The 21,352-nt window shown below is 73.6% G+C and carries 20 protein-coding genes; 10 read left to right on the top strand and 10 right to left on the bottom strand.

The annotated features are described in order from the left end of the window. Window positions 1-160: 160 nt before the first annotated feature. From NRO40_RS21935 to NRO40_RS21910, 6 genes are all read right to left on the bottom strand, one after another. Window positions 161-1,579, bottom strand: coding sequence for an NAD(P)/FAD-dependent oxidoreductase (locus tag NRO40_RS21935; RefSeq protein WP_058943979.1), 1,419 nt, complete (start codon window positions 1,577-1,579; stop codon window positions 161-163). 28 nt (window positions 1,580-1,607) lie between these two features. Then, window positions 1,608-2,405: an ABC transporter permease gene (locus NRO40_RS21930; RefSeq protein ID WP_058943980.1), complete on the bottom strand. Its 798-nt coding sequence runs from the start codon at window positions 2,403-2,405 to the stop codon at window positions 1,608-1,610. Beyond that, window positions 2,405-3,355 (bottom strand): ABC transporter permease, encoded by a 951-nt coding sequence (locus NRO40_RS21925; protein ID WP_058943981.1) that lies wholly within the window; start codon window positions 3,353-3,355, stop codon window positions 2,405-2,407. Before NRO40_RS21925 ends, NRO40_RS21930 begins: the two co-directional genes overlap by 1 nt. After that, on the bottom strand, window positions 3,352-4,509 hold the full coding sequence (locus NRO40_RS21920) for an ABC transporter ATP-binding protein (RefSeq protein WP_058943982.1): 1,158 nt from the start codon (window positions 4,507-4,509) through the stop codon (window positions 3,352-3,354). The genes NRO40_RS21925 and NRO40_RS21920 overlap by 4 nt, the downstream gene beginning before the upstream one ends. 53 nt (window positions 4,510-4,562) lie before the next feature. Continuing rightward, a complete protein-coding gene (locus NRO40_RS21915; RefSeq protein ID WP_058943983.1) occupies window positions 4,563-5,810 on the bottom strand; it encodes an ABC transporter substrate-binding protein in 1,248 nt (415 codons plus the stop codon). 78 nt (window positions 5,811-5,888) lie between these two features. Beyond that, window positions 5,889-7,448 (bottom strand): gamma-aminobutyraldehyde dehydrogenase, encoded by a 1,560-nt coding sequence (locus tag NRO40_RS21910; protein WP_257375479.1) that lies wholly within the window; start codon window positions 7,446-7,448, stop codon window positions 5,889-5,891. 176 nt (window positions 7,449-7,624) lie between these two features. Here NRO40_RS21910 and NRO40_RS21905 point away from each other — a divergent pair, with 176 nt between their 5' ends. Beyond that, complete coding sequence (locus tag NRO40_RS21905; RefSeq protein WP_058944003.1) at window positions 7,625-8,173, top strand: NADAR family protein; 549 nt, start codon at window positions 7,625-7,627, stop codon at window positions 8,171-8,173. A 129-nt stretch (window positions 8,174-8,302) separates the two neighbouring features. On the opposite strand, the gene NRO40_RS21900 is transcribed toward NRO40_RS21905, so the two are convergent. Both NRO40_RS21900 and NRO40_RS21895 read right to left on the bottom strand, forming a co-directional pair. After that, window positions 8,303-8,836 (bottom strand): DUF4190 domain-containing protein, encoded by a 534-nt coding sequence (locus NRO40_RS21900; protein ID WP_058943985.1) that lies wholly within the window; start codon window positions 8,834-8,836, stop codon window positions 8,303-8,305. Between the two features lie 148 nt (window positions 8,837-8,984). After that, window positions 8,985-9,644, bottom strand: coding sequence for a DUF4190 domain-containing protein (locus NRO40_RS21895; protein WP_058943986.1), 660 nt, complete (start codon window positions 9,642-9,644; stop codon window positions 8,985-8,987). A gap of 87 nt (window positions 9,645-9,731) precedes the next feature. Here NRO40_RS21895 and NRO40_RS21890 point away from each other — a divergent pair, with 87 nt between their 5' ends. From NRO40_RS21890 to NRO40_RS21880, 3 genes are read left to right on the top strand one after another with little or no spacing between them, the layout of a single operon-like run. After that, the gene (locus NRO40_RS21890) at window positions 9,732-10,757 is read left to right on the top strand and encodes an adenosine deaminase (RefSeq protein ID WP_058943987.1); all 1,026 of its coding nucleotides are present in this window, start codon (window positions 9,732-9,734) and stop codon (window positions 10,755-10,757) included. Window positions 10,758-10,783: 26 nt separating this feature from the next. Continuing rightward, window positions 10,784-11,476, top strand: coding sequence for a glycerophosphodiester phosphodiesterase (locus NRO40_RS21885; RefSeq protein ID WP_058944004.1), 693 nt, complete (start codon window positions 10,784-10,786; stop codon window positions 11,474-11,476). After that, window positions 11,473-12,264 carry an SAM-dependent methyltransferase gene (locus tag NRO40_RS21880; RefSeq protein WP_058943988.1) on the top strand — a complete coding sequence of 264 codons (792 nt, stop codon included), beginning with the start codon at window positions 11,473-11,475 and terminating at the stop codon, window positions 12,262-12,264. The genes NRO40_RS21885 and NRO40_RS21880 overlap by 4 nt, the downstream gene beginning before the upstream one ends. Window positions 12,265-12,310: 46 nt before the next feature. Here NRO40_RS21880 and NRO40_RS21875 read toward each other — a convergent pair whose 3' ends face one another. Then, window positions 12,311-12,922: a hypothetical protein gene (locus NRO40_RS21875; protein ID WP_232791185.1), complete on the bottom strand. Its 612-nt coding sequence runs from the start codon at window positions 12,920-12,922 to the stop codon at window positions 12,311-12,313. Between the two features lie 339 nt (window positions 12,923-13,261). Here NRO40_RS21875 and NRO40_RS21870 point away from each other — a divergent pair, with 339 nt between their 5' ends. Continuing rightward, on the top strand, window positions 13,262-14,413 hold the full coding sequence (locus NRO40_RS21870; protein ID WP_232791186.1) for a beta-ketoacyl-[acyl-carrier-protein] synthase family protein: 1,152 nt from the start codon (window positions 13,262-13,264) through the stop codon (window positions 14,411-14,413). A 129-nt stretch (window positions 14,414-14,542) separates the two neighbouring features. On the opposite strand, the gene NRO40_RS21865 is transcribed toward NRO40_RS21870, so the two are convergent. Next, a complete protein-coding gene (locus NRO40_RS21865; RefSeq protein ID WP_058943989.1) occupies window positions 14,543-15,979 on the bottom strand; it encodes a gamma-aminobutyraldehyde dehydrogenase in 1,437 nt (478 codons plus the stop codon). Between the two features lie 203 nt (window positions 15,980-16,182). Between NRO40_RS21865 and NRO40_RS21860 the strand changes: the two genes are divergently transcribed. The 5 genes from NRO40_RS21860 (at window position 16,183) to NRO40_RS21840 (ending at window position 21,349) form a co-directional block, all read left to right on the top strand. Next, window positions 16,183-16,689, top strand: coding sequence for an Lrp/AsnC family transcriptional regulator (locus NRO40_RS21860; RefSeq protein ID WP_058943990.1), 507 nt, complete (start codon window positions 16,183-16,185; stop codon window positions 16,687-16,689). Beyond that, window positions 16,674-18,053 carry an aspartate aminotransferase family protein gene (locus tag NRO40_RS21855; RefSeq protein ID WP_079047330.1) on the top strand — a complete coding sequence of 460 codons (1,380 nt, stop codon included), beginning with the start codon at window positions 16,674-16,676 and terminating at the stop codon, window positions 18,051-18,053. The genes NRO40_RS21860 and NRO40_RS21855 overlap by 16 nt, the downstream gene beginning before the upstream one ends. A gap of 217 nt (window positions 18,054-18,270) precedes the next feature. Then, a complete protein-coding gene (locus tag NRO40_RS21850; protein WP_058944007.1) occupies window positions 18,271-18,999 on the top strand; it encodes an ABC transporter ATP-binding protein in 729 nt (242 codons plus the stop codon). Beyond that, window positions 18,981-20,183 carry a hypothetical protein gene (locus NRO40_RS21845; RefSeq protein ID WP_058943991.1) on the top strand — a complete coding sequence of 401 codons (1,203 nt, stop codon included), beginning with the start codon at window positions 18,981-18,983 and terminating at the stop codon, window positions 20,181-20,183. Before NRO40_RS21850 ends, NRO40_RS21845 begins: the two co-directional genes overlap by 19 nt. A 38-nt stretch (window positions 20,184-20,221) precedes the next feature. Next, window positions 20,222-21,349: an LOG family protein gene (locus NRO40_RS21840; RefSeq protein ID WP_058943992.1), complete on the top strand. Its 1,128-nt coding sequence runs from the start codon at window positions 20,222-20,224 to the stop codon at window positions 21,347-21,349. The last annotated feature ends 3 nt before the right edge of the window (window positions 21,350-21,352 follow it).

Raw genomic sequence — 21,352 nt, 5'->3', positions numbered from 1 at the left:
CACACGGGGAGAGCCGGGCGGGCAGGGATCATTACGCGGCTTCGGCCACCACGAAGGGGTGAACCGGCCCGCGGGGGCGCGCGCCGGCGCGTACGGGTCGGTCGGGGGCACCCCCGGCGGCGCCCTCCAGCGGCACCCCCGGCGACCTCAGGGGCATCTCCTAGCTGTCGAAGCCGAGACCGAGGCGGTCCATGGCGCGCAGCCAGAGGTTGCGGCGGCCGCCGTTGGCGTCGGCGCGGGCCAGCGACCACTTCGTCACGCCGATGCCCGCCCAGGCGAACGGCTCCGGCGGGAACGGCAGGGGCTTCCTGCGCACCATCTCCAGCTCGGTGCGCTCCGTGCGCTCCCCCGACAGCAGGTCCAGCATCACCTCGGCGCCGAACCGGGACGCGCCGACGCCGAGCCCGGTGTAGCCGGCGGCGTACGCGACCCGGCCGCGGTGCGCCGTGCCGAAGAAGACCGAGAAGCGGGAGCACGTGTCGATGGCGCCGCCCCAGGCGTGGGTGAACCGCACGCCCTCCAGCTGCGGAAAGCAGCGGAAGAAGTGCTCCGCCAGGGTGAGGTAGGTCTCGGGGCGCTGGTCCAGCTCCGTCCGCACGCGTCCGCCGAACGGGTAGATCGCGTCGTAGCCGCCCCACAGGACGCGGTTGTCGGCGCTGAGGCGGAAGTAGTGGAACTGGTTGGCGCTGTCCCCCAGGCCCTGGCGGCCACGCCAGCCGACGGCAGCCAGCTGCTGCGGGGTCAGCGGCTCGGTCATCAGGGCGTAGTCGTAGACGGGCACCGTGTACAGCCGCGTGCGCCGCACCAGGGACGGGAAGACGTTGGTGCCGAGGGCGACCTGCCGGGCGACGACCCGGCCGTACGGCGTCCGCACGGCCATGGCGGCGCCGTCCGGGGCGAGGTCGAGGCCGCGGGTGTTCTCGTACACGCGCACCCCCGCCTCCAGGCAGGCCCGCTTCAGGCCCCAGGCGAGCTTCGCCGGGTGCAGGAGCGCGACGCCGCGCCGGTCCCACACCCCGCCGAGGAACGTCGGGGAGTCGACCTGCGCGCGCACGGCGTCCCGGTCCATCAGCTCCAGCCCGTCGGCGAGGCCGAGGCGGCGGGCCTCCTCGTACGTGGCCCGCAGCTCGGCGAGCTGGTGGGGCTCGGTGGCCACGTCGATCTCGCCGGTCCGCTCGAAGTCGCAGTCGATGCCGTACGCGGCGACGGCGGCCTCGATGGCGTCGAGGTTGCGCGCGCCGAGCTCCTCCAGCTTCGGCAGCTCGTCCGGCCACCGGGCCAGGCCGTTGCCGAAGCCGTGGGTGAGGGAGGCGGCGCAGAAGCCGCCGTTGCGACCGGAGGCGGCCCAGCCCGCCTCCCGGCCCTCGATGAGCACCACGTCCCGCCGCGGGTCGCGCTCCTTGGCGAGGAGCGCCGTCCACAGTCCGCTGTAGCCGCCGCCGACCACGAGCAGGTCGCAGTGGTCCGTCGCGGCGAGGGCGGGGCGGGCGGCGGGCCTGCCGGGGTCTTCCAGCCAGAAGGGGACGGGCTGGGCGTCCGAGAGTGATCGTGCAGCGGTCCGCATGGCGACGGGGGCCATGGCTTCCAACTCCCTCAGGGTGCGGGTGTTACCGGAGGTGTTCCGTACGCTTGCGCCGGGCGGCGAGGAACTGCCCGGCGACGACGAGCAGCACCGCGATGACGAACATCGCCGTGCCGATGACGTTGATCTGCACGGGCGTGCCGCGCTGGGCCGAGCCCCACACGAACATGGGGAAGGTGACCGTCGAGCCCGCGTTGAAGTTCGTGATGATGAAGTCGTCGAAGGACAGGGCGAACGCGAGCAGCGCGCCGGCCGCGATGCCCGGCGCCGCGATCGGCAGGGTGACCCGCAGGAAGGTCTGCACCGGGCCCGCGTACAGGTCCCGGGCCGCCTCCTCCAGGCGGGGGTCCATGGACAGCACCCGGGCCTTGACCGCCACGACGACGAAGCTCAGGCAGAACATGACGTGCGCGATGAGGACGGTCAGGAAGCCGAGCTCGGCGCCCATGTTGAGGAAGAGCGTGAGCAGCGAGGCGGCCATGACGACCTCGGGCATGGACATCGGCAGGAAGATCAGCGAGTTGACCGCGCCGCGCGCCCGGAAGCGGTACCGGACGAGCGCGAAGGCGATCATCGTGCCGAGGACGGTCGCGCCGAGCGTGGCCCAGGCGGCCAGCTGGAGGGAGAGGGCGAGCGAGCCGCACAGGTCGGCGACGCCGCACGGGTCCCTCCAGGCGGCGGTCGAGAACTCCTGCCAGGAGTAGTTGAACCGCCCCACCGGGTCGTTGAAGGAGAACACCGTCACGACGACGTTCGGCAGGAGCAGGTAGGCGAGTGTCAGCAGTCCCGCCAGCGGGACGAGCTTCTCGCGGAGCCGGCGCATCAGACCAGGTCCTCCGTTCCGGCGCGGCGGATGTAGACGGTGACCGCGACGAGCACGGCGGCCATGAGCAGGAAGGAGAGCGCGGCCGCCGTCGGGTAGTCGAGCACCCGCAGGAACTGCGACTGGATGACGTTGCCGACCATCTTGGTCTCGGTCGAGCCGAGCAGCTCGGCGTTGACGTAGTCGCCACTCGCCGGGATGAAGGTGAGCAGGGTGCCGGAGACGACTCCGGGCAGGGAGAGCGGGAAGGTCACCTTGCGGAAGGTGGTGGCGGGGGACGCGTACAGGTCCTTGGCGGCCTCGTGCAGCCGGCCGTCGATCCGCTCCAGCGAGGTGTACAGCGGCAGGATCATGAACGGCAGGAAGTTGTACGTCAGTCCGCACACGACCGCGAGCGGGGTGGCCAGCACCCGGTCGCCCTCGGTCCAGCCGAGCCAGCCGGTGACGTCCAGCACGTGCAGCGCGTCCAGGGCGCCGACGACGGCGCTGTCGTCCGCCAGGATCGTCTTCCACGCGAGCGTCCGGATGAGGAAGCTGGTGAAGAAGGGGGCGATGACGAGGACGAGGAGCACGGTGCGCCACCGCCCGGCCCGGAACGCGATGAGGTACGCGAGCGGGTAGCCGAGCAGCAGGCACAGCACGGTCGCGGTCCCGGCGTACAGCAGGGAGCGGACGAACTGCGGCCAGTACTCGCGCAGGGCCTCCCAGTAGGTCGGGAAGTGCCAGGTGACCTCGAAGCCCGCCTCCAGGGAGCCGGTCTGCAGGGAGGTCGACGCCTGGTAGACCATCGGCAGCACGAAGAAGACGAGCAGCCACAGGACGCCGGGCAGGAGCAGCCAGTACGGGACGAGCCGCCGGCGGACGGGGCGCCGGCGCGGCGCCGGCGGCGTGCCGGGGGCCGCGGACGACCCGGTCGCGCCGGGCGTGCCGGGTGTCTCGGTGACGGTCACGTGGCGTCCTCCACCTTCTCCACGCCCGCGTCGATGTCCTGGGTGGCGTCCAGCCCGAAGGTGTGCGCCGGGTTCCAGTGCAGGACGACCTCGGCGCCGGGGGCGAGGCGCGGATCGCGTTTGACGTTCTGCTCGTACACCTGGAGGCCGGTGCCGGCGGGGCCGTCGACGACGTACTGGGTGGAGACGCCGATGAAGGACGTCGTGACGATCCGTCCGGTGACGCGGTTGCGGCCCGCGTCGATGACGCCGGCGTCGTCGGCGTGGGCGAGCGAGATCTTCTCCGGGCGGATGCCGACCAGCAGTGTGCCGCCGGTGGTGGTGGGCGCCTGGCAGCGGCTCGCGGGGAGGCGCAGCGTGCCGCCGCCGGCCCGCACGACGAGGTCCCCGCCGCCCGACTCGGCGACCTCGGCCGCGATGAGGTTGGAGGTGCCGAGGAAGTTGGCGACGAAGGTGGTGCGGGGGTTGTCGTAGAGGTCGGCGGGGGCGCCGAGCTGTTCGACGCGCCCGCCGTTCATCACCGCGACGGTGTCGGCCATGGTCATGGCCTCCTCCTGGTCGTGGGTGACGTGGACGAAGGTGATGCCGACCTCGGTCTGGATCCGCTTGAGCTCCAGCTGCATCCGGCGGCGCAGCTTGAGGTCGAGGGCGCCGAGCGGCTCGTCGAGCAGGAGCACCTGGGGGTGGTTGATGAGCGCGCGGGCGACGGCGACGCGCTGCTGCTGGCCGCCGGAGAGCTGGTGCGGCCGGTGCCCGGCCTTGTCGCCGAGCTGGACGAGGTCGAGCATGTCGCCCACCTGCTTGCGGACGGACTTGATGCCGCGGCGGCGCAGTCCGAAGGCGACGTTCTCGTGGATGGTCAGGTGCGGGAAGAGGGCGTAGGACTGGAAGACGGTGTTGACCGGTCGCTTGTGGGGCGGCAGGTCGGTGACGTCCCGGTCGCCGAGGAAGACCGTGCCCGTGGTGGGGTCCTCCAGGCCGGCGATCATGCGCAGGGTGGTGGTCTTGCCGCAGCCGGACGCCCCGAGGAGGGCGAAGAAGGAGCCCTGCGGGACGGTCAGGTCGAGCGGGTGGACGGCGGTGAAGGAGCCGTAGGTCTTGCTGATGCCGGTGAGGCGGACGTCGCCGCCGGCGGTGTGCGTGTCAGTGGTCATGGAGGGTGGTCCCGGAGGTCGAGGGGCGGACGGCGGCGGTGGGCGCGGCGGGCTCAGGCACCGATGAGCCCGGCGAACTTCTCCTCGTACGCCGTCTCCTGCGCGCTGGTGAGGGAGCGGAAGGCGTGCGACTTCGCCGCCATGGCCTCGTCCGGGAGGATCAGCGTGTTCGACGCCAGGGCGGGGTCGATCTTCGTGAGTTCGTCGCGCACCCCGTCGACCGGGCAGACGTAGTTGATGTAGGCGGCGAGCCGGGCGGCGACCGGGAGCTCGTAGTAGTGGTCGATGAGCCTCTCCGCGTTCGTCTTGTGCCGGGCGCCGACGGGCACGAGGAGGTTGTCACTGGAGGTGATGTAGCCCGCCGCCGGGATCGCGAAGCGGATGTCGGGGTTGTCGGCCTGGAGCTGGATGACGTCACCGGCCCAGGCGAGGCAGGCGGCGAGGTCGCCCTTGTCCAGGTCGGAGGTGTAGTCGTTGCCGGTGAAGCGGCGGATCTGCCGGGTGGCGGTGCCCTTGCGGAGCCGGCCGATCGCGGCGTCGTAGTCGGCGTCGGTGAACGCGCCCGGGTCCTTGCCCATGTCCAGGAGGGTCATGCCGACGGTGTCGCGCATCTCGGTCAGGAAGCCGACGCGGCCCTTGAGCCGCGGGTCGTCCAGCATCTGGCCGACGGAGTCGACCTTGCGGCCGCCGGTGGCCTTGACGTTGTAGGCGATGACCGTCGAGATGCCGGTCCAGGGGTACGAGTGCGCCCGGCCCGGGTCCCAGTCGGGGCGGCGGAACTGCGCCGAGAGGTGGGCGTACGCGTGGGGCAGGTTCGCCGGGTCGAGCTTCTGCGCCCAGCCGAGCCGGATGATGCGCGCGGCGAGCCAGTCGGTGACGCAGATCAGGTCGCGCCCGGTGTCCTGGCCGGCGGCCAGCTGCGGCTTGATCTTGCCGAAGAACTCGACGTTGTCGTTGATGTCGGCGGTGTACTTGACCGCGATCCCGGTGCGCCGGGTGAACGCCTCCAGGGTCGGGTAGCCCTTCTCGTCCTCGCCGACGTCCATGTACTCGGTCCAGTTGGAGAAGGTCAGCCGCTTCTCCGTCGCCGAGAAGTCCGTCGGGGCGGGACCGCCGCCCTCCCGCTTGGCGGGCGGGATCCCGCAAGCGCTCACCCCGGCGAGGCCGCCGACGGCGAGTGCCCCGAAGCCCGTGGCGCGCAGCACGGACCGGCGGGTGAGGGACCCCCTGCCGTCGGTCAGGCTGCGCCGCATCGCGGCGACCTGGGCCGCGGAGGGGGTGTCGGGCTCGTACTGCTCCATGCGCTGTGCCCTTTCGGGATGGGTGGGTGGCCACGGGTCCGGCGGTACGCCGTCACCGCGCGGCGGCGGCCGCCACGGTCACGGTCGGTCCCCGAAGACCGTGCGGTGCCAGTCCTTCCTGGCGACCGCCGTGTTGTCGTACATCACATGCTTGACCTGCGTGTACTCCTCGAAGGAGTAGGTTGACATGTCCTTTCCGCTGCCCGAAGCGCCGTACCCCCCGTGCGGCATCTCGCTGATGATCGGAATGTGGTCGTTGACCCAGACACAGCCGGCCCGGAGCTCGCGGGTGGCCCGGCCGGCCCGGTAGACGTCGCGGGTCCAGGCGGACGCGGCCAGCCCGTAGGGGGTGTCGTTGGCCAGGGCGAGGCCCTCGTCGTCGGTGTCGAAGGGCAGCACGACGAGGACCGGACCGAAGACCTCGGCCTGGACGATCTCGCTCCCCTGCGGCGCGCCGGTGACGAGGGTGGGCCGGTGGAAGGCGCCGTCACCGGGCGGGACCGTGCCGCCGGTGACGACGGTGGCGTACGCGCGGGCGCGCTCCACGAACGCGGCGACGCGGTCGCGGTGGGCATGGGTGACGAGCGGTCCGAGGTCGGTGTCCGCGTCGAAGGGGTCGCCGAGACGCACCCCCGCGAACAGTGCGGCGACCCGCTCGACGAACGCCTCGTACAGCGGGCGCTGGACGTACGCGCGGGTGGCGGCGGTGCAGTCCTGACCGGTGTTGATCAGCGCGCCGGCGACCGCGCCGTGGGCGGCGGCCTCGGGATCGGCGTCGTCGAAGACGACGAACGGCGCCTTGCCGCCGAGTTCGAGGTGGAGGCGCTTGACGGTGCGGGTGGCGATCTCGGCGACGCGCCGGCCGACGGCGGTGGAGCCGGTGAAGGACGTCATCGCGACGCCCGGGTGCCCCACGAGGTACTCCCCCGCCTCCCGTCCCGTGCCGTTGACGACGTTGACGACGCCGTCGGGGATGCCCGCGTCGGTGGCGGCCTGAGCGAACATCAGCGAGGTGAGCGGGGTCGCCTCGGCGGGCTTGAGGACGACGGTGTTGCCCGCGGCGACGGCCGGGAGGATCTTCCAGGCCGCCATCTGGAGGGGGTAGTTCCAGGGCGCCACGGAACCGACGACACCGATGGGCTCACGCCGGACGTACGAGGTGTGGTCGCCGCTGTACTCACCGGCCGACTGGCCCTGGAGGTGGCGGGCGGCCCCCGCGAAGAAGGCCGTGTTGTCGATCGTCCCCGGCACGTCGAACTCACGTGTCAGCCGCAGCGGCTTGCCGCACTGGAGGGACTCGGTCCGCGCGAGGTCCTCGGCCAGCTCGGTCAGGCGGGTGGCGAAGCGGTGCAGCGCGTCGGAGCGCTCGCCGGGGGTGGCCCCGGCCCAGCCGGGGAAGGCCGCCCGGGCGGCGGTGACGGCCGCGTCCACGTCGGTGGCGGAGGCGAGCGCGTACGTGAGCACCTCGTCGCCGGTCGCCGGGTCGACCACGGTGTGGGTGTGGTCCGAGGTGCCGGGGCGCAGCCGCCCGCCGACGTACTGCGCGCCCGCCGCGAAATGCCGGCGCGCCCGGTCGACGGTCAGGGCGCGGACGCCCTGCGACTGCTCTGTCTCCGCTGTCCGAAAGCGGTCTTCCATGGACGCTCTCCGTTGCTCCAGCCCGAGTTGAGTGCCGATCCTGGCAGAGGCGTCCCCGCCCAACAAGGGATTCCGTTGTTGCCTTTTGGTTACGCGACGGATTCGGTCGACCATGTGTCGCGCGCGGGCGGAAATCCCCGTACGGAGTGTCCGTGGCGGCTGCCATGCTGGCGTGCATGGAGCGTCTGGAGGCACTGACCCAGCAGGTCAGCAGGGGTGAACGGGTGAAGTGGCTGCACTTCTGGGGGCACCGGCCCCGGCCGGACGGACGGCTCGGACCGAGTTGTCTCAGCCAGTGGTGGCCCTCGCCGTTCACGGTCGACGGGGTGCGGTACGCGACGGCCGAGCACTGGATGATGGCCGCCAAGGCCCGGCTCTTCGGTGACGCGCGGGCCGAGCGGCAGGCCGTCGAGGCGGCGAACCCGGCCCTCGCGAAGAAGGCGGGCCGGCTGGTGCGCGGCTTCGACGAGGAGGTGTGGCGGCGCGAGCGGTACGGGATCGTGGTGGCGGGCAGCGTCCACAAGTTCGGGCAGGACCCGCGGCTCGCGGGCTACCTGCTGGGCACCGGCGGCCGGGTCCTGGTGGAGGCGAGCCCGGTGGACCGCGTCTGGGGCATCGGCCTCGCCGCCGACGACGAGCGGGCGTGCGACCCGGCCCGCTGGCGGGGACTCAACCTGCTGGGGTTCGCGCTGATGGACGCCCGCGACCGACTCGCCGACCTGTAGGCCGGGCCCCGTCCCCGGGTACGGCGGCCGGGTACGGCGGCCGGGTACGGCGGCCGGGTACGGCGGCGGCCCGGCACGCGGGGCGTGCCGGGCCGTCGGGGTACCGGCGCGGCCGGTGGGCGTCGTCGGTCAGATGCCGCTCGCCGCCCCCATGGCGCCGGCGAAGAGCAGCAGGATGAGGGCCGGCAGCAGGACCGTCGCGATGATGCCCATGACCAGGCCGGCCGTGGCCGCGCCCTTGTTCGTGGCCTCGCCGCGGTTGGCCTTGCCGCGCCCCACGGCGCCGAAGATGATCGCGAGGACGCCGAGGATCATGCCGACGAACCACAGCACCATGATGACGTTGCAGACGACGCCGATGATGCCGAGCACGAGGCCCGCCGTGCCCATGCCGTTGCTGGGGCGCGGGGCGGCGTAGCCGGGCGCGGCGTACGGGGAGGGCGGCGCCGGGTAGGAGGCCGGCTGCGGCGCGGGTGCTCCGGCCGCCGGGTAGCCGTAGGCCGGCTGCTGCGGCTGCGCGGGCGCTCCGGCCGCCGGGTACCCGTAGGCCGGCTGCGGCGGCTGGGCGGGGGAGGCCGGGTACCCGTAACCGGGCTGCTGCGGCTGGCCGGGGCCGTACGGACTCGGCCCGAAGCCGCCGGGCTGCTGGTTCGGATCGGACATGGGTGGTCTCCCCTCCAAGGACTTCGTCGGCCCATCGTATGGCCCGACGATCAGCCCCGGTGCCGGTCCCGGGGGCCGGTCCCGGGGGCCGGTCCCGGACGGTCGGGCGTCCCCGGCCGCCCACCGGCGGATCCACCGGGACGCGCGGTCAGCGGCCGGTGTCGCTGATCACCAGGGAGGTGGCGTACGGGTCGTCGCGGTCGAGGCCGTCGTCCTTCTTCACTTCCTCGGTGATGGCCCATATGAGCCCGCCGAGGACGAGGGCGCCCAGCGCGATGCCGACCGCGCCGGTGACGATGCCGGCGGTGGCGATGGGGCCGTTGTTCGCCTCGCCGCGCTGGACGCGCTTGCGGCCGACGATGCCGAAGATCAGGGCGAGGACGCCCAGGACGATGCCGAGGCCGTACATGAAGCAGCCGACGACCGAGATGATGCCGAGGACCATCGACGCGACGCCCAGCCCGTTGGCCGGGGCCGGTCCCCAGGCGCCGGCGCCGTACGGACCGTAGGCGCCGGGGTGGGCGGGGTACCCGGGCGCGGGTGCGGCCGGCGCCGGGTAGCCGTACGGGCCGGGGGCGGGCCGGCCCGGCCCGCCCGGGGCGATCGGTGGCGGGGGCAGCGGGTCGCCGGCCTCCGGCGGGCCGAAGCCGGCACCGGGCATCGCGGCCACCGTGGGCTGGTCGTGCGGCGGGGCCGCCGGGCCCGGCGCGGGTCGTGGGGTCGCGGACTTGCCGAGGTCCACCCCCGGCTCGGGCGGCCGACTCTCCGGCGGCGCCCAGGGGTCGTTCCGGTGGTTGTCGTCTGGCATGAGCCTCCCCCATCGTCTCCGGCCATGCTAACGACCGGCCTACGATGACCCCTGACCAGGGACGGCTCACCCACTCGGAGGACCCCGATGACCGATCTGCGCCCCTTCATCGCCGGGCTGCCCAAGGCGGAACTGCACGTCCACCACGTGGGGTCGGCCTCCCCCCGCATCGTCTCCGAGCTGGCCGCGCGGCACCCGGACTCCGCGGTGCCCACCGACCCCGAGGCGCTGGTCGACTACTTCACCTTCACCGACTTCGCCCACTTCATCGACGTCTACCTGTCGGTCGTCGACCTGGTCCGCACCCCCGAGGACGTCCGGCTGCTGACCTACGAGGTCGCCCGGGACATGGCCCGGCAGAACATCCGGTACGCCGAGCTCACCGTCACGCCGTACAGCTCGACCCGGCGCGGCATCGACGCGAAGGCGTTCATGGAGGCCATCGAGGACGCCAGGACCGCCGCCGAGGCCGAGCTCGGCGTGGTCCTGCGGTGGTGCTTCGACATCCCCGGCGAAGCCGGTCTGGAGGCCGCCGAGGAGACCGCCCGGCTCGCCGTCGACCTGCGGCCGGAGGGGCTGGTGTCGTTCGGCCTGGGCGGCCCGGAGATCGGCGTGCCCCGCCCGCAGTTCAAGCCGTACTTCGACCGGGCCATCGCGGCCGGGCTGCACTCCGTCCCGCACGCCGGCGAGACGACCGGCCCCGAGACCGTGTGGGACGCGCTGCGCGACCTGCGCGCCGAGCGCATCGGCCACGGCACGAGCGCGGTGCGGGACCCCCGGCTCCTCGCCCACCTCGCCGAGCACCGCATCGCCCTGGAGGTGTGCCCCACCTCCAACATCGCCACCCGCGCCGTCACCGACCTCGACCTGCACCCGATCAAGGAGATGGTCGCCGCGGGCGTCCTCGTGACGATCAACTCCGACGACCCGCCGATGTTCGGCACCGACCTCAACGGCGAGTACGCCATCGCCGCGCGCCTCCTCGGCCTCGACGAGCGCGGAGTCGCCGCCCTCGCCGGGAACGCCGTCGAGGCGTCCTTCCTGGACCGGGCCGGCAAGGAGCACCTGAAGCGGGAGATCGACACGTACACGGAGGAGTGGCTCGCGCGCTGACGGGCGCCGTGCCGACAATGGAGCACATGCGCACCGTCACCGTCGTCGGGCACCGGGGCGACCCCTACCGGGTCCGTGAGAACACGACCGCGTCGATCCGGTCGGCGCTGGCGCGCGGCGCGGACGCCGTCGAGGTGGACGTACGGCTGACCTGGGACGGCGTCCCGGTCCTCCTGCACGACGAGACGCTGCGCAGGCTGTGGCGGATCGACCGGCCGCTCGCCGCTCTCTCGCTGGCCGAGGTGCGGCGGCTGACCGGGCCGGAGGGCGTGCCGACGCTCTACGAGGCGCTCGCCGCGGCCGCCCCGCACCGCGTGATGATCGACCTGCCGGGCGCCACGGAGGAGACCGTGCGGGCCGTCGTGGGCACGGTCCGCGAGTGCGACGCGGAGGACCGGGTCTTCTACTGCTCGGGCGCCGCCGCGATGCTGCTGGTCCGCGCCGCCGACCCGGCCGCCGAGATCGCCCTGACGTGGACGTCCCTCGCCCCGGCCCGGCCGGTGCTGCTGGAGGCGGTGGCGCCGCGCTGGCTGAACTACCGCTTCGGGCTGGTCGGCCGGGAGCTCGCGGACCGGGTGCACCGTGACGGACTGCTGGTCTCCGCCTGGACGGCAGACACGCGCAGGACCATGCGTAAGCTGATCGACAACGGGGTGGACTCGATCACCACCAACCGCGTGGACACCCTGAACTCCGTACTGACGGGAGCCCCCACGTGACGTCGTCGCACATCGACCGGATCCGCACCGACATCGCCCACAACGCGCGCGTCTGGAACTACTGGCTGGGCGGCAAGGACAACTACTCCGTCGACCGCGCCGTCGGCGACCAGGTGACCTCGCTGTACCCGAGCATCGGCGAAGTGGCCCGCGCCGACCGGGCGTTCCTGGGCCGCGCGGTGCGGTACCTGGCGGGCGAGGCGGGCGTCCGGCAGTTCCTCGACATCGGTACCGGGCTGCCGACCGCCGACAACACCCACGAGGTCGCGCAGCGCGTCGCCCCCGAGGCGCGGGTGGTGTACGTCGACAACGACCCGATCGTGCTGACCCACGCGCGGGCGCTGCTCACCGGCTCCCGGAAGGGGGTCACGGAGTACGTCGACGCCGACGCGCACGACCCGGAGCGGATCCTGCGGGCGGTCGGGCGGACGTTGGACCTGGACCGGCCGGTCGCCGTGATGATGCTCGGCATCCTCAACTTCGTCCTCGACACCGACACCGCCCGCTCCATCGTGCGCACCCTGATGGGCGCCGTACCGCCGGGCAGCCACCTGGTGCTCACGCACCCCACGCTGGAGCCGGCCCTGGGCGGCGCGGGCAACGCCGAGGCGATGGCCTTCTGGAACGCGAACGCCACCCCGCCCATCACCGCCCGCAGCCGCGGGGAGTTCGCGTCGTTCCTCGACGGCCTGGAGGTCCTGGAGCCGGGCATCGTGTCGTGCTCCCGCTGGCGTTTCGAGGCGGGCCCCGAGGTCGCCCAGTTCGGCGCGGTGGCCCGCAAGCCCTGACCGTCCGCGGCGCCGCGCGGTCCGGCCCGCTCCCCGGGGGCGCGGCTCAGGACTGCGGCGTCCCGGGGGCCGGCCCGGCCGGTGCCGCGAGGGCATCCGGCGTCGCGGGCGGCGCCACCGGTGCCGCGAGCCCGGCCGGTGCCGCGTACCCGGCCGGTGCCGTCAGCGCCTCCAACCGCTTGATGTGGCGGCGGACGACGAGCAGCGGGAGCACCCCGAACACCCCGAACGCCATGTCGATGACGGTCCACCAGAAGGGGATGTCCCGGATCCGGCCGCAGATCAGGGCGAGGGGCACGATCCCCGCGCAGGCGATGACGCCGAAGTCGATGACCCAGATGTTCCGTACGGGGTCGCGGTACGGTCCGTAGAAGGCGACCGCGATCACGAGGTGGGCGAACGCCAGCCAGTCGGTGCCGTACAGGAGGAACGGGTACCGGGCGTCGGCGGTGTCGAGGCCGGCGCGCACGCGCCCGATCCAGTCCAGGAGGCCGGGGAGGGCGTCGCCGACGGGGGACGCCCAGCCGGTCAGAGCCTCGTGCATCAGGCGCACTTCGCTGACGAGCGGAAAGGCCGTCACCCCGCTCAGCACGAGGCACACGACGAAGAACGCCAACCACGCGCGTATCCGCCTCGACAGGGCGTTCGCTTCGCTCATGTCCGCAGCGTACGCCCGGGTCCGGGCACCGCTCACCGGACCCCGGCGGCCCCGCGGGCAGGGGCGTGGGGACGTGCGGTAAGGACGGTGGCGGCCGTGGCCGGCCTCGGTCCGTCATCCTTCATGTGGGCGTGGTCGACCGGGAGTTGACGCCTCCGGTGGCCGTCCGCGCGAGCGGCGGTACATGGTCGCCCGCGGGGGCGGGGACGCGGCGTCACCCACGCGGGTGCTTTTGCCCCGGGCGGGCCGCCGATCGGCGCCGCGACGGCCCCGCGCCCCGCCGGGCCGCCCTTAGGGTGGCGCTCCTCCCCCGTCGTCGCCCCCCTTCTGGAGCCCGTCGTGCACGTCGATGAGCGCGTCCGCGCGCGAGAGCTGACCGACATCGCGGTCACCGGCATCGGTCTGGTCACTCCGGCCGGCCGGACCGCGGAGTGCACGTGGGACGGGCTGCTCGACGGCGTCCCGACGGCGGCCCGGGACGTACGCCTGGCGGGGCTGCCGGTCGACTTCTCCTGCCGGGTCACCGGCTTCGAGGGGCCCGCGCGGCTGGGGCTGGCGGCGGCCCGTGAGGCGGTCGCCGACGCGTCCTGGCCGGAGGGCGGCTGGGAGGGGGCGCGGGTGGCGGTGGTGCTGGGCACCGGGTGCGGTCCGGGCGGGGGCGCGGCGCGGGGGGTGAGCGCCGCGGAGGTCAGTACGGAGCTGGGCGCGCTGGGCCCGAGCTTCGTGACGTCCGGCGGGTGCGCCTCGGGTGCGACCGCCATCGGCGTGGCGCGGGACCTGCTGCGGGCGGGCACGTGCGACGTGGCCGTCGCGGGCGGCTGCGACGGCGTCCCGGGGCGTGCGGCCGCGGCGGGGCTCGGCCGGGCGGGCAGCCTGTCGTCGCGCACGTTCGACCCGGCGGGCGCCTCCCGCCCGTTCGACGCCGAGCGGGACGGGTTCGTGCTGGGCGAGGGCGCGGGGGTGCTGGTACTGGAGCGGCTGGCGGACGCGCGGGCGCGGCGGGCGCGGGTACGGGCGGTCCTCTCCGGGTACGGGGCGTCGGCGGAGGCGCGGTGCGTGCCCGGTCAGGCCGGGGTGGACCCGCAGGGGCGGGGGGTGGAGCGGGCGGTGCGGGCGGCGTTCGCGGACGCCGGGCTCGCCCCCGAGGACGTCGACCACGTGAACGCGCACGGCAGTGGCGGCGCGCTGGACGACCTGGCCGAGGCGCGGGCGCTGCGCCGGGTGTTCCGGGGGACGCCGCCGCCGGTCACGGCCGTGAAGAGCGTGCTCGGCCACGCGGGCGGCGGCGCGGCCGCGGTGGAGGCGGCGTGCACGGTGCTGACCCTCCAGCACCAGGCGATCCCGCCGACGGCGAACCTCGACCGGCTGGACCCGGAGATCGAGCTGGACGTGGTGGTCAAGTCGCCGCGGCGCAGGCCGGTGCGGGCGGCGCTCAGCACGTCGTTCGGGCTGGGCGGGCACAGCGCGGCGCTGCTGTTCCGCACCCCGTGACGCCGGCCGCGCCGCCCCCGTGAGTACGGCGCGCCGGAGCGCGGGCCCGTGGTGGGCCCGCGCTCCGGCGCGATGACGCGTGGCGCCGGACCGCGAGACGCGGGGCGCCGGAGCGCGGTGGCGCGGGTGTCAGCCCAGCGAGGTCATGACGTGCTTGATGCGCGTGTAGTCCTCGAAGCCGTACGCCGACAGGTCCTTGCCGTAGCCGGACTTCTTGAACCCGCCGTGCGGCATCTCGGCGACGAGCGGGATGTGGGTGTTGATCCACACGCAGCCGAAGTCGAGGGCCTTGGACATGCGCATCGCGCGCGCGTGGTCCTTGGTCCACACGGAGGAGGCGAGGGCGTACTCGACGCCGTTCGCGTACTCCAGCGCCTGCTCCTCGTCGCGGAACGGCTGGACGGTGATGACGGGGCCGAAGACCTCGTTCTGGACGATCTCGTCGTCCTGGCGGAGGCCGGAGACGACGGTCGGGGCGTAGTAGTAGCCCTTGTCGCCGACGCGGTGGCCGCCGGCCTCGACCTTGGCGTGGGCGGGGAGGCGGTCGATGAAGCCGCTGACCTGCTTCAGCTGGTGGGCGTTGTTGAGCGGGCCGTACAGCACGTCCTCGTCGTCCGGGGCGCCGGTCTTCGTGTCGGCGGCGGCCTTGGCGAGGGCGGCGACGAACTCGTCGTGGATGGACTCGTGGACGAGGACGCGGGTGGCGGCCGTGCAGTCCTGGCCGGCGTTGAAGAAGCCGGCGACGGAGATGTCCTCGACGGCCTTCGCGATGTCGGTGTCCTCGAAGACGACGACCGGGGCCTTGCCGCCCAGCTCCAGGTGGACGCGCTTGACGTCCTTGGCCGCCGACTCGGCGACCTGCATGCCGGCGCGCACGGAGCCGGTGATGGAGGCCATGGCGGGGGTCGGGTGCTCGACCATGAGGCGGCCGCTGTCGCGGTCGCCGCAGACGACGTTGAAGACGCCCTTGGGCAGGATCTGCCCCATGATCTCGGCGATGAGGACGGTCGAGGCGGGCGTGGTGTCCGAGGGCTTCAGCACGACGGTGTTGCCCGCGGCGAGGGCCGGGGCGAACTTCCACACGGCCATCATCATCGGGTAGTTCCAGGGGGCGACCTGGGCGCAGACGCCGACCGGCTCGCGGCGGACGATGGAGGTCATGCCCTCCATGTACTCGCCGGCGGAGCGGCCCTCCAGCAGGCGGGCGGCGCCGGCGAAGAAGCGGATCTGGTCGACCATCGGGGGCAGCTCCTCGCTGCGGGTGAGGCCCACGGGCTTGCCCGTGTTCTCGCACTCCGCGGCGATGAGGTCCTCGGCGCGCTCCTCGAAGGCGTCCGCGATCTTCAGCAGGGCCTTCTGGCGCTCCGCCGGGGTGGTGTCCCGCCAGGCGGGGAACGCGGCGGCCGCGGCCTCCATGGCGGCGTCGACGTCGGCCCGGCCGGAGAGCGGGGAGGTGGCGTAGACCTCACCGGTGGCGGGGTTGACGACGTCGATGGTCCGTCCGTCGGCGGCATCCCGGAACTCGCCGTTGATGTAGTTGCGCAGACGACGCAGTTCGGTGGTCACGTGGCCACCCCTCCTGTCGATTTCGGTGTCCGTGGTCACCCGCCGGCCCCGCGGGGGCCTGTCCGGTGGGTGAGACACCCCAGCCTAGTCGCTAGGCCCACGCTTTCGACAGGCCCGACCCTCCAGAACTTCGGATTCAGTGTGATCGAGACCTCCGAACAACGAATTACATCGTTCCGGGGTTGCGTGAGCGACGAGTCTCGGTGCACAGTGAAGTCGTGGCCAGCCGAAGCGCAGAGTCCAGGACCGGTGGTGGATCGTCCCCCGCGATCGACACCGTGTCCCTGGCGATCATCGAACAGCTCCAGGAGGACGGACGCCGTCCCTACGCCGCGATCGGCAAGGCCGTCGGCCTGTCGGAGGCGGCGGTGCGCCAGCGCGTCCAGAAGCTCCTCGACCAGGGCGTCATGCAGATCGTGGCCGTCACCGACCCGCTCACCGTGGGCTTCCGGCGGCAGGCGATGGTCGGCATCAACGTCGAGGGCGACGTGGAGCAGGTGGCGGACGCGGTGACGGCCATGGCCGAGTGCGAGTACGTGGTGATGACCGCGGGCTCCTTCGACCTGATGGTGGAGATCGTCTGCGAGGACGACGACCACCTGCTGGATGTGATCAACAAGCGCATCCGCACCCTTCCCGGCGTGCGCTCCACCGAGAGCTTCGTCTACCTCAAGCTCAAGAAGCAGACCTACATGTGGGGAACCCGATAGCCGTGAGCAAGGACCTCTCCAAGACCGCCTACGACCACCTGTGGATGCACTTCACCCGCATGTCGTCGTACGAGAACAGCCCCGTCCCGACCATCGTCCGCGGCGAGGGCACCTACATCTACGACGACAAGGGCAAGCGCTACCTCGACGGCCTCGCCGGCCTCTTCGTCGTCCAGGCGGGCCACGGCCGCACGGAGCTCGCCGAGACCGCGTACAAGCAGGCGCAGGAGCTCGCGTTCTTCCCGGTGTGGTCCTACGCCCACCCGAAGGCCGTCGAGCTGGCCGAGCGGATCGCCCACCACGCCCCCGGCGACCTGAACAAGGTCTTCTTCACCACCGGCGGCGGCGAGGCGGTCGAGACCGCCTGGAAGCTGGCGAAGCAGTACTTCAAGCTCGTCGGCAAGCCCACCAAGCACAAGGTGATCTCCCGGGCCGTCGCCTACCACGGCACCCCGCAGGGCGCCCTGTCCATCACCGGCCTGCCGGCCCTCAAGGCCCCCTTCGAGCCGCTGGTCCCGGGCGCGCACAAGGTCCCGAACACCAACATCTACCGCGCCCCGATCCACGGCGACGACCCGGAGGCCTTCGGCCGCTGGGCCGCCGACCAGATCGAGCAGCAGATCCTCTTCGAGGGCGCCGACACCGTCGCCGCCGTCTTCCTGGAGCCGGTGCAGAACGCCGGCGGCTGCTTCCCGCCGCCGCCCGGGTACTTCCAGCGCGTGCGCGAGATCTGCGACCAGTACGACGTGCTGCTCGTCTCCGACGAGGTCATCTGCGCCTTCGGCCGCCTCGGCACGATGTTCGCCTGCGACAAGTTCGGCTACGTGCCCGACATGATCACCTGCGCCAAGGGCATGACCTCGGGCTACTCCCCGATCGGCGCGTGCGTCATCTCCGACCGCATCGCCGAGCCGTTCTACAAGGGCGACAACACCTTCCTGCACGGCTACACCTTCGGCGGCCACCCGGTCTCCGCGGCGGTCGGCCTCGCCAACCTCGACATCTTCGAGCGCGAGAACCTCAACCAGCACGTCCTGGACAACGAGGGCGCCTTCCGCTCGACCCTGGAGAAGCTCCACGACCTGCCGATCGTCGGCGACGTGCGCGGCAACGGCTTCTTCTACGGCATCGAGCTGGTCAAGGACAAGACCACCAAGGAGTCCTTCGACGAGGACGAGACGGAGCGCGTGCTGTACGGCTTCCTCTCCAAGGCGCTCTTCGACAACGGCCTGTACTGCCGCGCCGACGACCGCGGCGACCCGGTGGTCCAGCTCGCCCCGCCGCTGGTCTCCGACCAGTCGACGTTCGACGAGATCGAGCAGATCCTCCGGGCCACCCTCACCGAGGCCTGGACCAAGCTCTGACCGGTCCGAGCCGAAACCTTCCCTCACTTCGGCTCACCGTCGTCCGGCGACGGGCCGCGGCCCGGATTCACCCACGCGGGTGCATCCGGGCCGCGGCCGTTTCCCGTTCCGGCGACACACCGTAGGAGGTAGTGAACAGCGTGTTATGTTCCGACCGGTTCGGGGGGACACGAACGGGAACAGGAACGGCTCCGAGCTGATCTGAGGTGTGACGGACATGGTGGCCCCGCCCGACAACGACGTCCTGTGGGCGCGTTCCCTGCACCACACGCACCACGGCTCGCCCGCGCTCAGCGGCGTCTCCCTCGGCGTCCGCGAGGGCGAGGTCCTCGCCGTGCACGGCCCGCGCGGCTGCGGCAAGACGACCCTGCTGCGCTGCCTCGCCGGTCACGTCGTCCCCGAGGAGGGCGAGGTCTGGTTCAACAGCGTCCCCGTCCACACCATGGGCGCCGTCCAGCGCGAACGGCTGCGCCGCGACCGCTTCGGCTGGATCGACCCCGAGCCCGCCCTCGTCCCCGAGCTGACCGCCTGGGAGAACGCCGCGCTCCCCCTGCTCCTGCGCGGCTGCTCGCACCGGGCCGCCCGGTCCGCCGCCCTCGAATGGCTCGAACGGCTCGACATCGGCTCGTGCGCGGCCGACCGCCCGCACGCCCTGCTCCAGTCGCAGCGCCAGCGCGTCGCCGTGGCCCGCGCCCTCGTCGCCACCCCGACCGTCCTCTTCGCCGACGAGCCCACCGCCCCCCTGTACAGCGCCGACCGCTCCCAGGTGTTGCGGACCCTGACCGCCGCCGCCCGCTCGCACCGCATCACCGTCGTCCTCGCCACGCACGACGCGGACGTCGCCGCGCTCGCCGACCGGACGGTGGCCCTCCTCGACGGGCGCCGCGTCAACTCCCTGCACGTCAACGGCGCGGAGGGGCTCGACGCGTGCTCGCTCTCCGTCTAGCCCGCGGCGGCCACCCCTTCCTCGTCCTGCGCCGCCTGCTGGTCGCCGCGGCCTCCGCCGGGGTGGGCTTCCTGCTGCTGGGCGCCCTCGGCCACGCGGTCGCGCACCCCGACCGGTCCTCCGCCGCCCTGGTGCGCCTCGGATGGAGCGTGCTGCCGCTCTCCGCGGCCGTGTACCTGGCCGTCGCCGTCGCCCGTACCGACGCGGTCACCCGGCCGCGGCGCGGGCTCTCCGCCGTCGGCCTCGGCCCCGCCCGCCTCGCCGCGCTGGCCGCCGCGTCCACCGCCCTCGTCTGCGCGCTCGGCTCGGCCGTGGCGCTCCTGCTCTTCCTCCACCTGCGCGGCGGCCTGTCGGGGCTGCCGTTCGACGGGGCGGCCGCCGGCCTCCTCGGCGCCGGGCGGCCCCTGCCCGTACCGGCCGCGCTGACCCTGCTGGCCGTCGTCCCCGCCGTCGCGTACGCCACGACCGGCCTCGTCCTGCTCCCCCGCGGGCGGCGCGTCGGCGGGCGCCGGGGCGCCGCGCGGGGCGACGGCGTGGCCGTGCCCGCCGAGGCCCGCGACCCGTTCGATCCGGCGCCCGCGCCGACCGGACTGCCCTGGGGCGTCGCCCTGATCGCCCTCGGCCTGGCCGCCGAGGTGTACGGGGCGCGCGGCGCCGACGGCGGCGCGGTCCCCCTGCCCGGCGGGTTCCCCGGCAGTCCCGGCCCGGTCGTGGCCGGCTGGGTCCTCACCACCCTGGGCCTCGCGGTCGCCGGGCCCGGCATCGTCCACCTGTGCGGACGCCTCGTCCAGGCGTACCGGCCGGGCGCCACCCGGCTCCTGTCCGGCCGGGCGCTGATGGACGAGGCACGCCGCGTCGGCCGCCCGCTGGGCGTGCTGTGCGCGGTGGTCTCGGCGGCGATCACGGCGCACACCCTGGCCGGTCAGGCCGGCTCGCGGCCCTTCGGGCCGCTCACCGGCCTCGGCGCCGGACTCGTCCTGGCCTGCGCGACGGCGACCCTCCTCACCGCCGCCGTCGAGACCCGCCAGAGCCGGGCCGGGACGACCGCCGCCCTGATCCGCCTGGGCGCCCCGGCGGGCCTGCTCCGCACCGCGGCGGTGCTGCGCGCGGGCGTCCTGCTCGCCGTGTTCGCGCCGCTGGCCTGGGTGGTGGCCGTCCTGACCGCCCTGCCGCTGCGACCCTGACCGGCGGGCCCGCACGACGGCCCGGCTACGCTGGCGCCATGGCGCACCCCCACCGACACGGGCACCGGCACGACCGTGAGATCGAGACGCTGGAGGAGTTCGACCGGGTCGCGGCGGGCGGCAGCCTCGTCGGCTGGCGGCTGCAGGCCCTCGACCTGACGGACCGTACGGCGGCGCTCATGGCGGCCGACACCACCGCCGCCGTCTTCCTCGGCTGCCCGATGGCACCCGACGCGGCGGCCAAGGTCCGCGCGGACGGGGCGCTGGTGTTCCCGCCCGTGCCCGACCTGCCCTTCGCTCCCTACCGGGGGCTGCTGTACACCCCCGACGAGCTCTTCGCCGGGCTGGACGCGGAACACGGCTACGCGGCGACGCCGGACGCGCGGACGTACGCGTGGTTCCAGCGGACCATGCGGGACGGCGACGTCTTCGCGTCGATGCTGCGCTCCGTGCACGACGACGCGATCTCCGACGCGCTCGACGAGCGGCTGGCGGGCGTGCCCGTCGTCGGGGTGATGGGCGGGCACGCCATGGCGCGCGGCACCGACGCGTACGCGGGCGCCGCCCGCCTCGGCCGGAGTCTCGCCCGTGCCGGGCTGACCGTCGCGACCGGGGGCGGGCCGGGCGCGATGGAGGCCGCCAACCTCGGCGCGTACGCGGCCCCCCACCCCGACGGCATGCTGGACGAGGCGCTGTTGCTGCTCGGCAAGGAGCCGTCGTACGTGCCGTCCGTCGGCGCCTGGGCGCGCGCCGCGTTCGACGTGCGCGACCGCTGGCCCGGGGGCGGCGACTCGATCGGCGTCCCCACGTGGTTCTACGGCCACGAGCCGCCCAACGCCTTCGCCGGGCACATCGCCAAGTACTTCGCCAACGCCACCCGTGAGGACGGCCTGCTGGCCCGCTGCACGGCCGGCGTCGTCTACCTGCCGGGCGCGGCCGGCACCGTGCAGGAGATCTTCGACAACGCCACGCCGAACTACTACGGGTCGCGCGGCGAGCCGACGCCGATGGTGCTGGTCAACCGCACCCACTGGACCGAGCACCTCCCCGCCTGGCCGCTGCTGCGGGCCCTCGCGGAGGGCCGCTCGATGGCCTCCCGCATCGCCCTGGTCGACACCGTGGAGGAGGCCCCGGAGGCGCTGCTCCGCCTGGCCGCCGCCGGCTGAGGC

Source organism: Streptomyces changanensis (assembly GCF_024600715.1).
Classification (GTDB): domain Bacteria; phylum Actinomycetota; class Actinomycetes; order Streptomycetales; family Streptomycetaceae; genus Streptomyces; species Streptomyces changanensis.
This window is presented reverse-complemented; position numbering and strand designations above follow the sequence as displayed.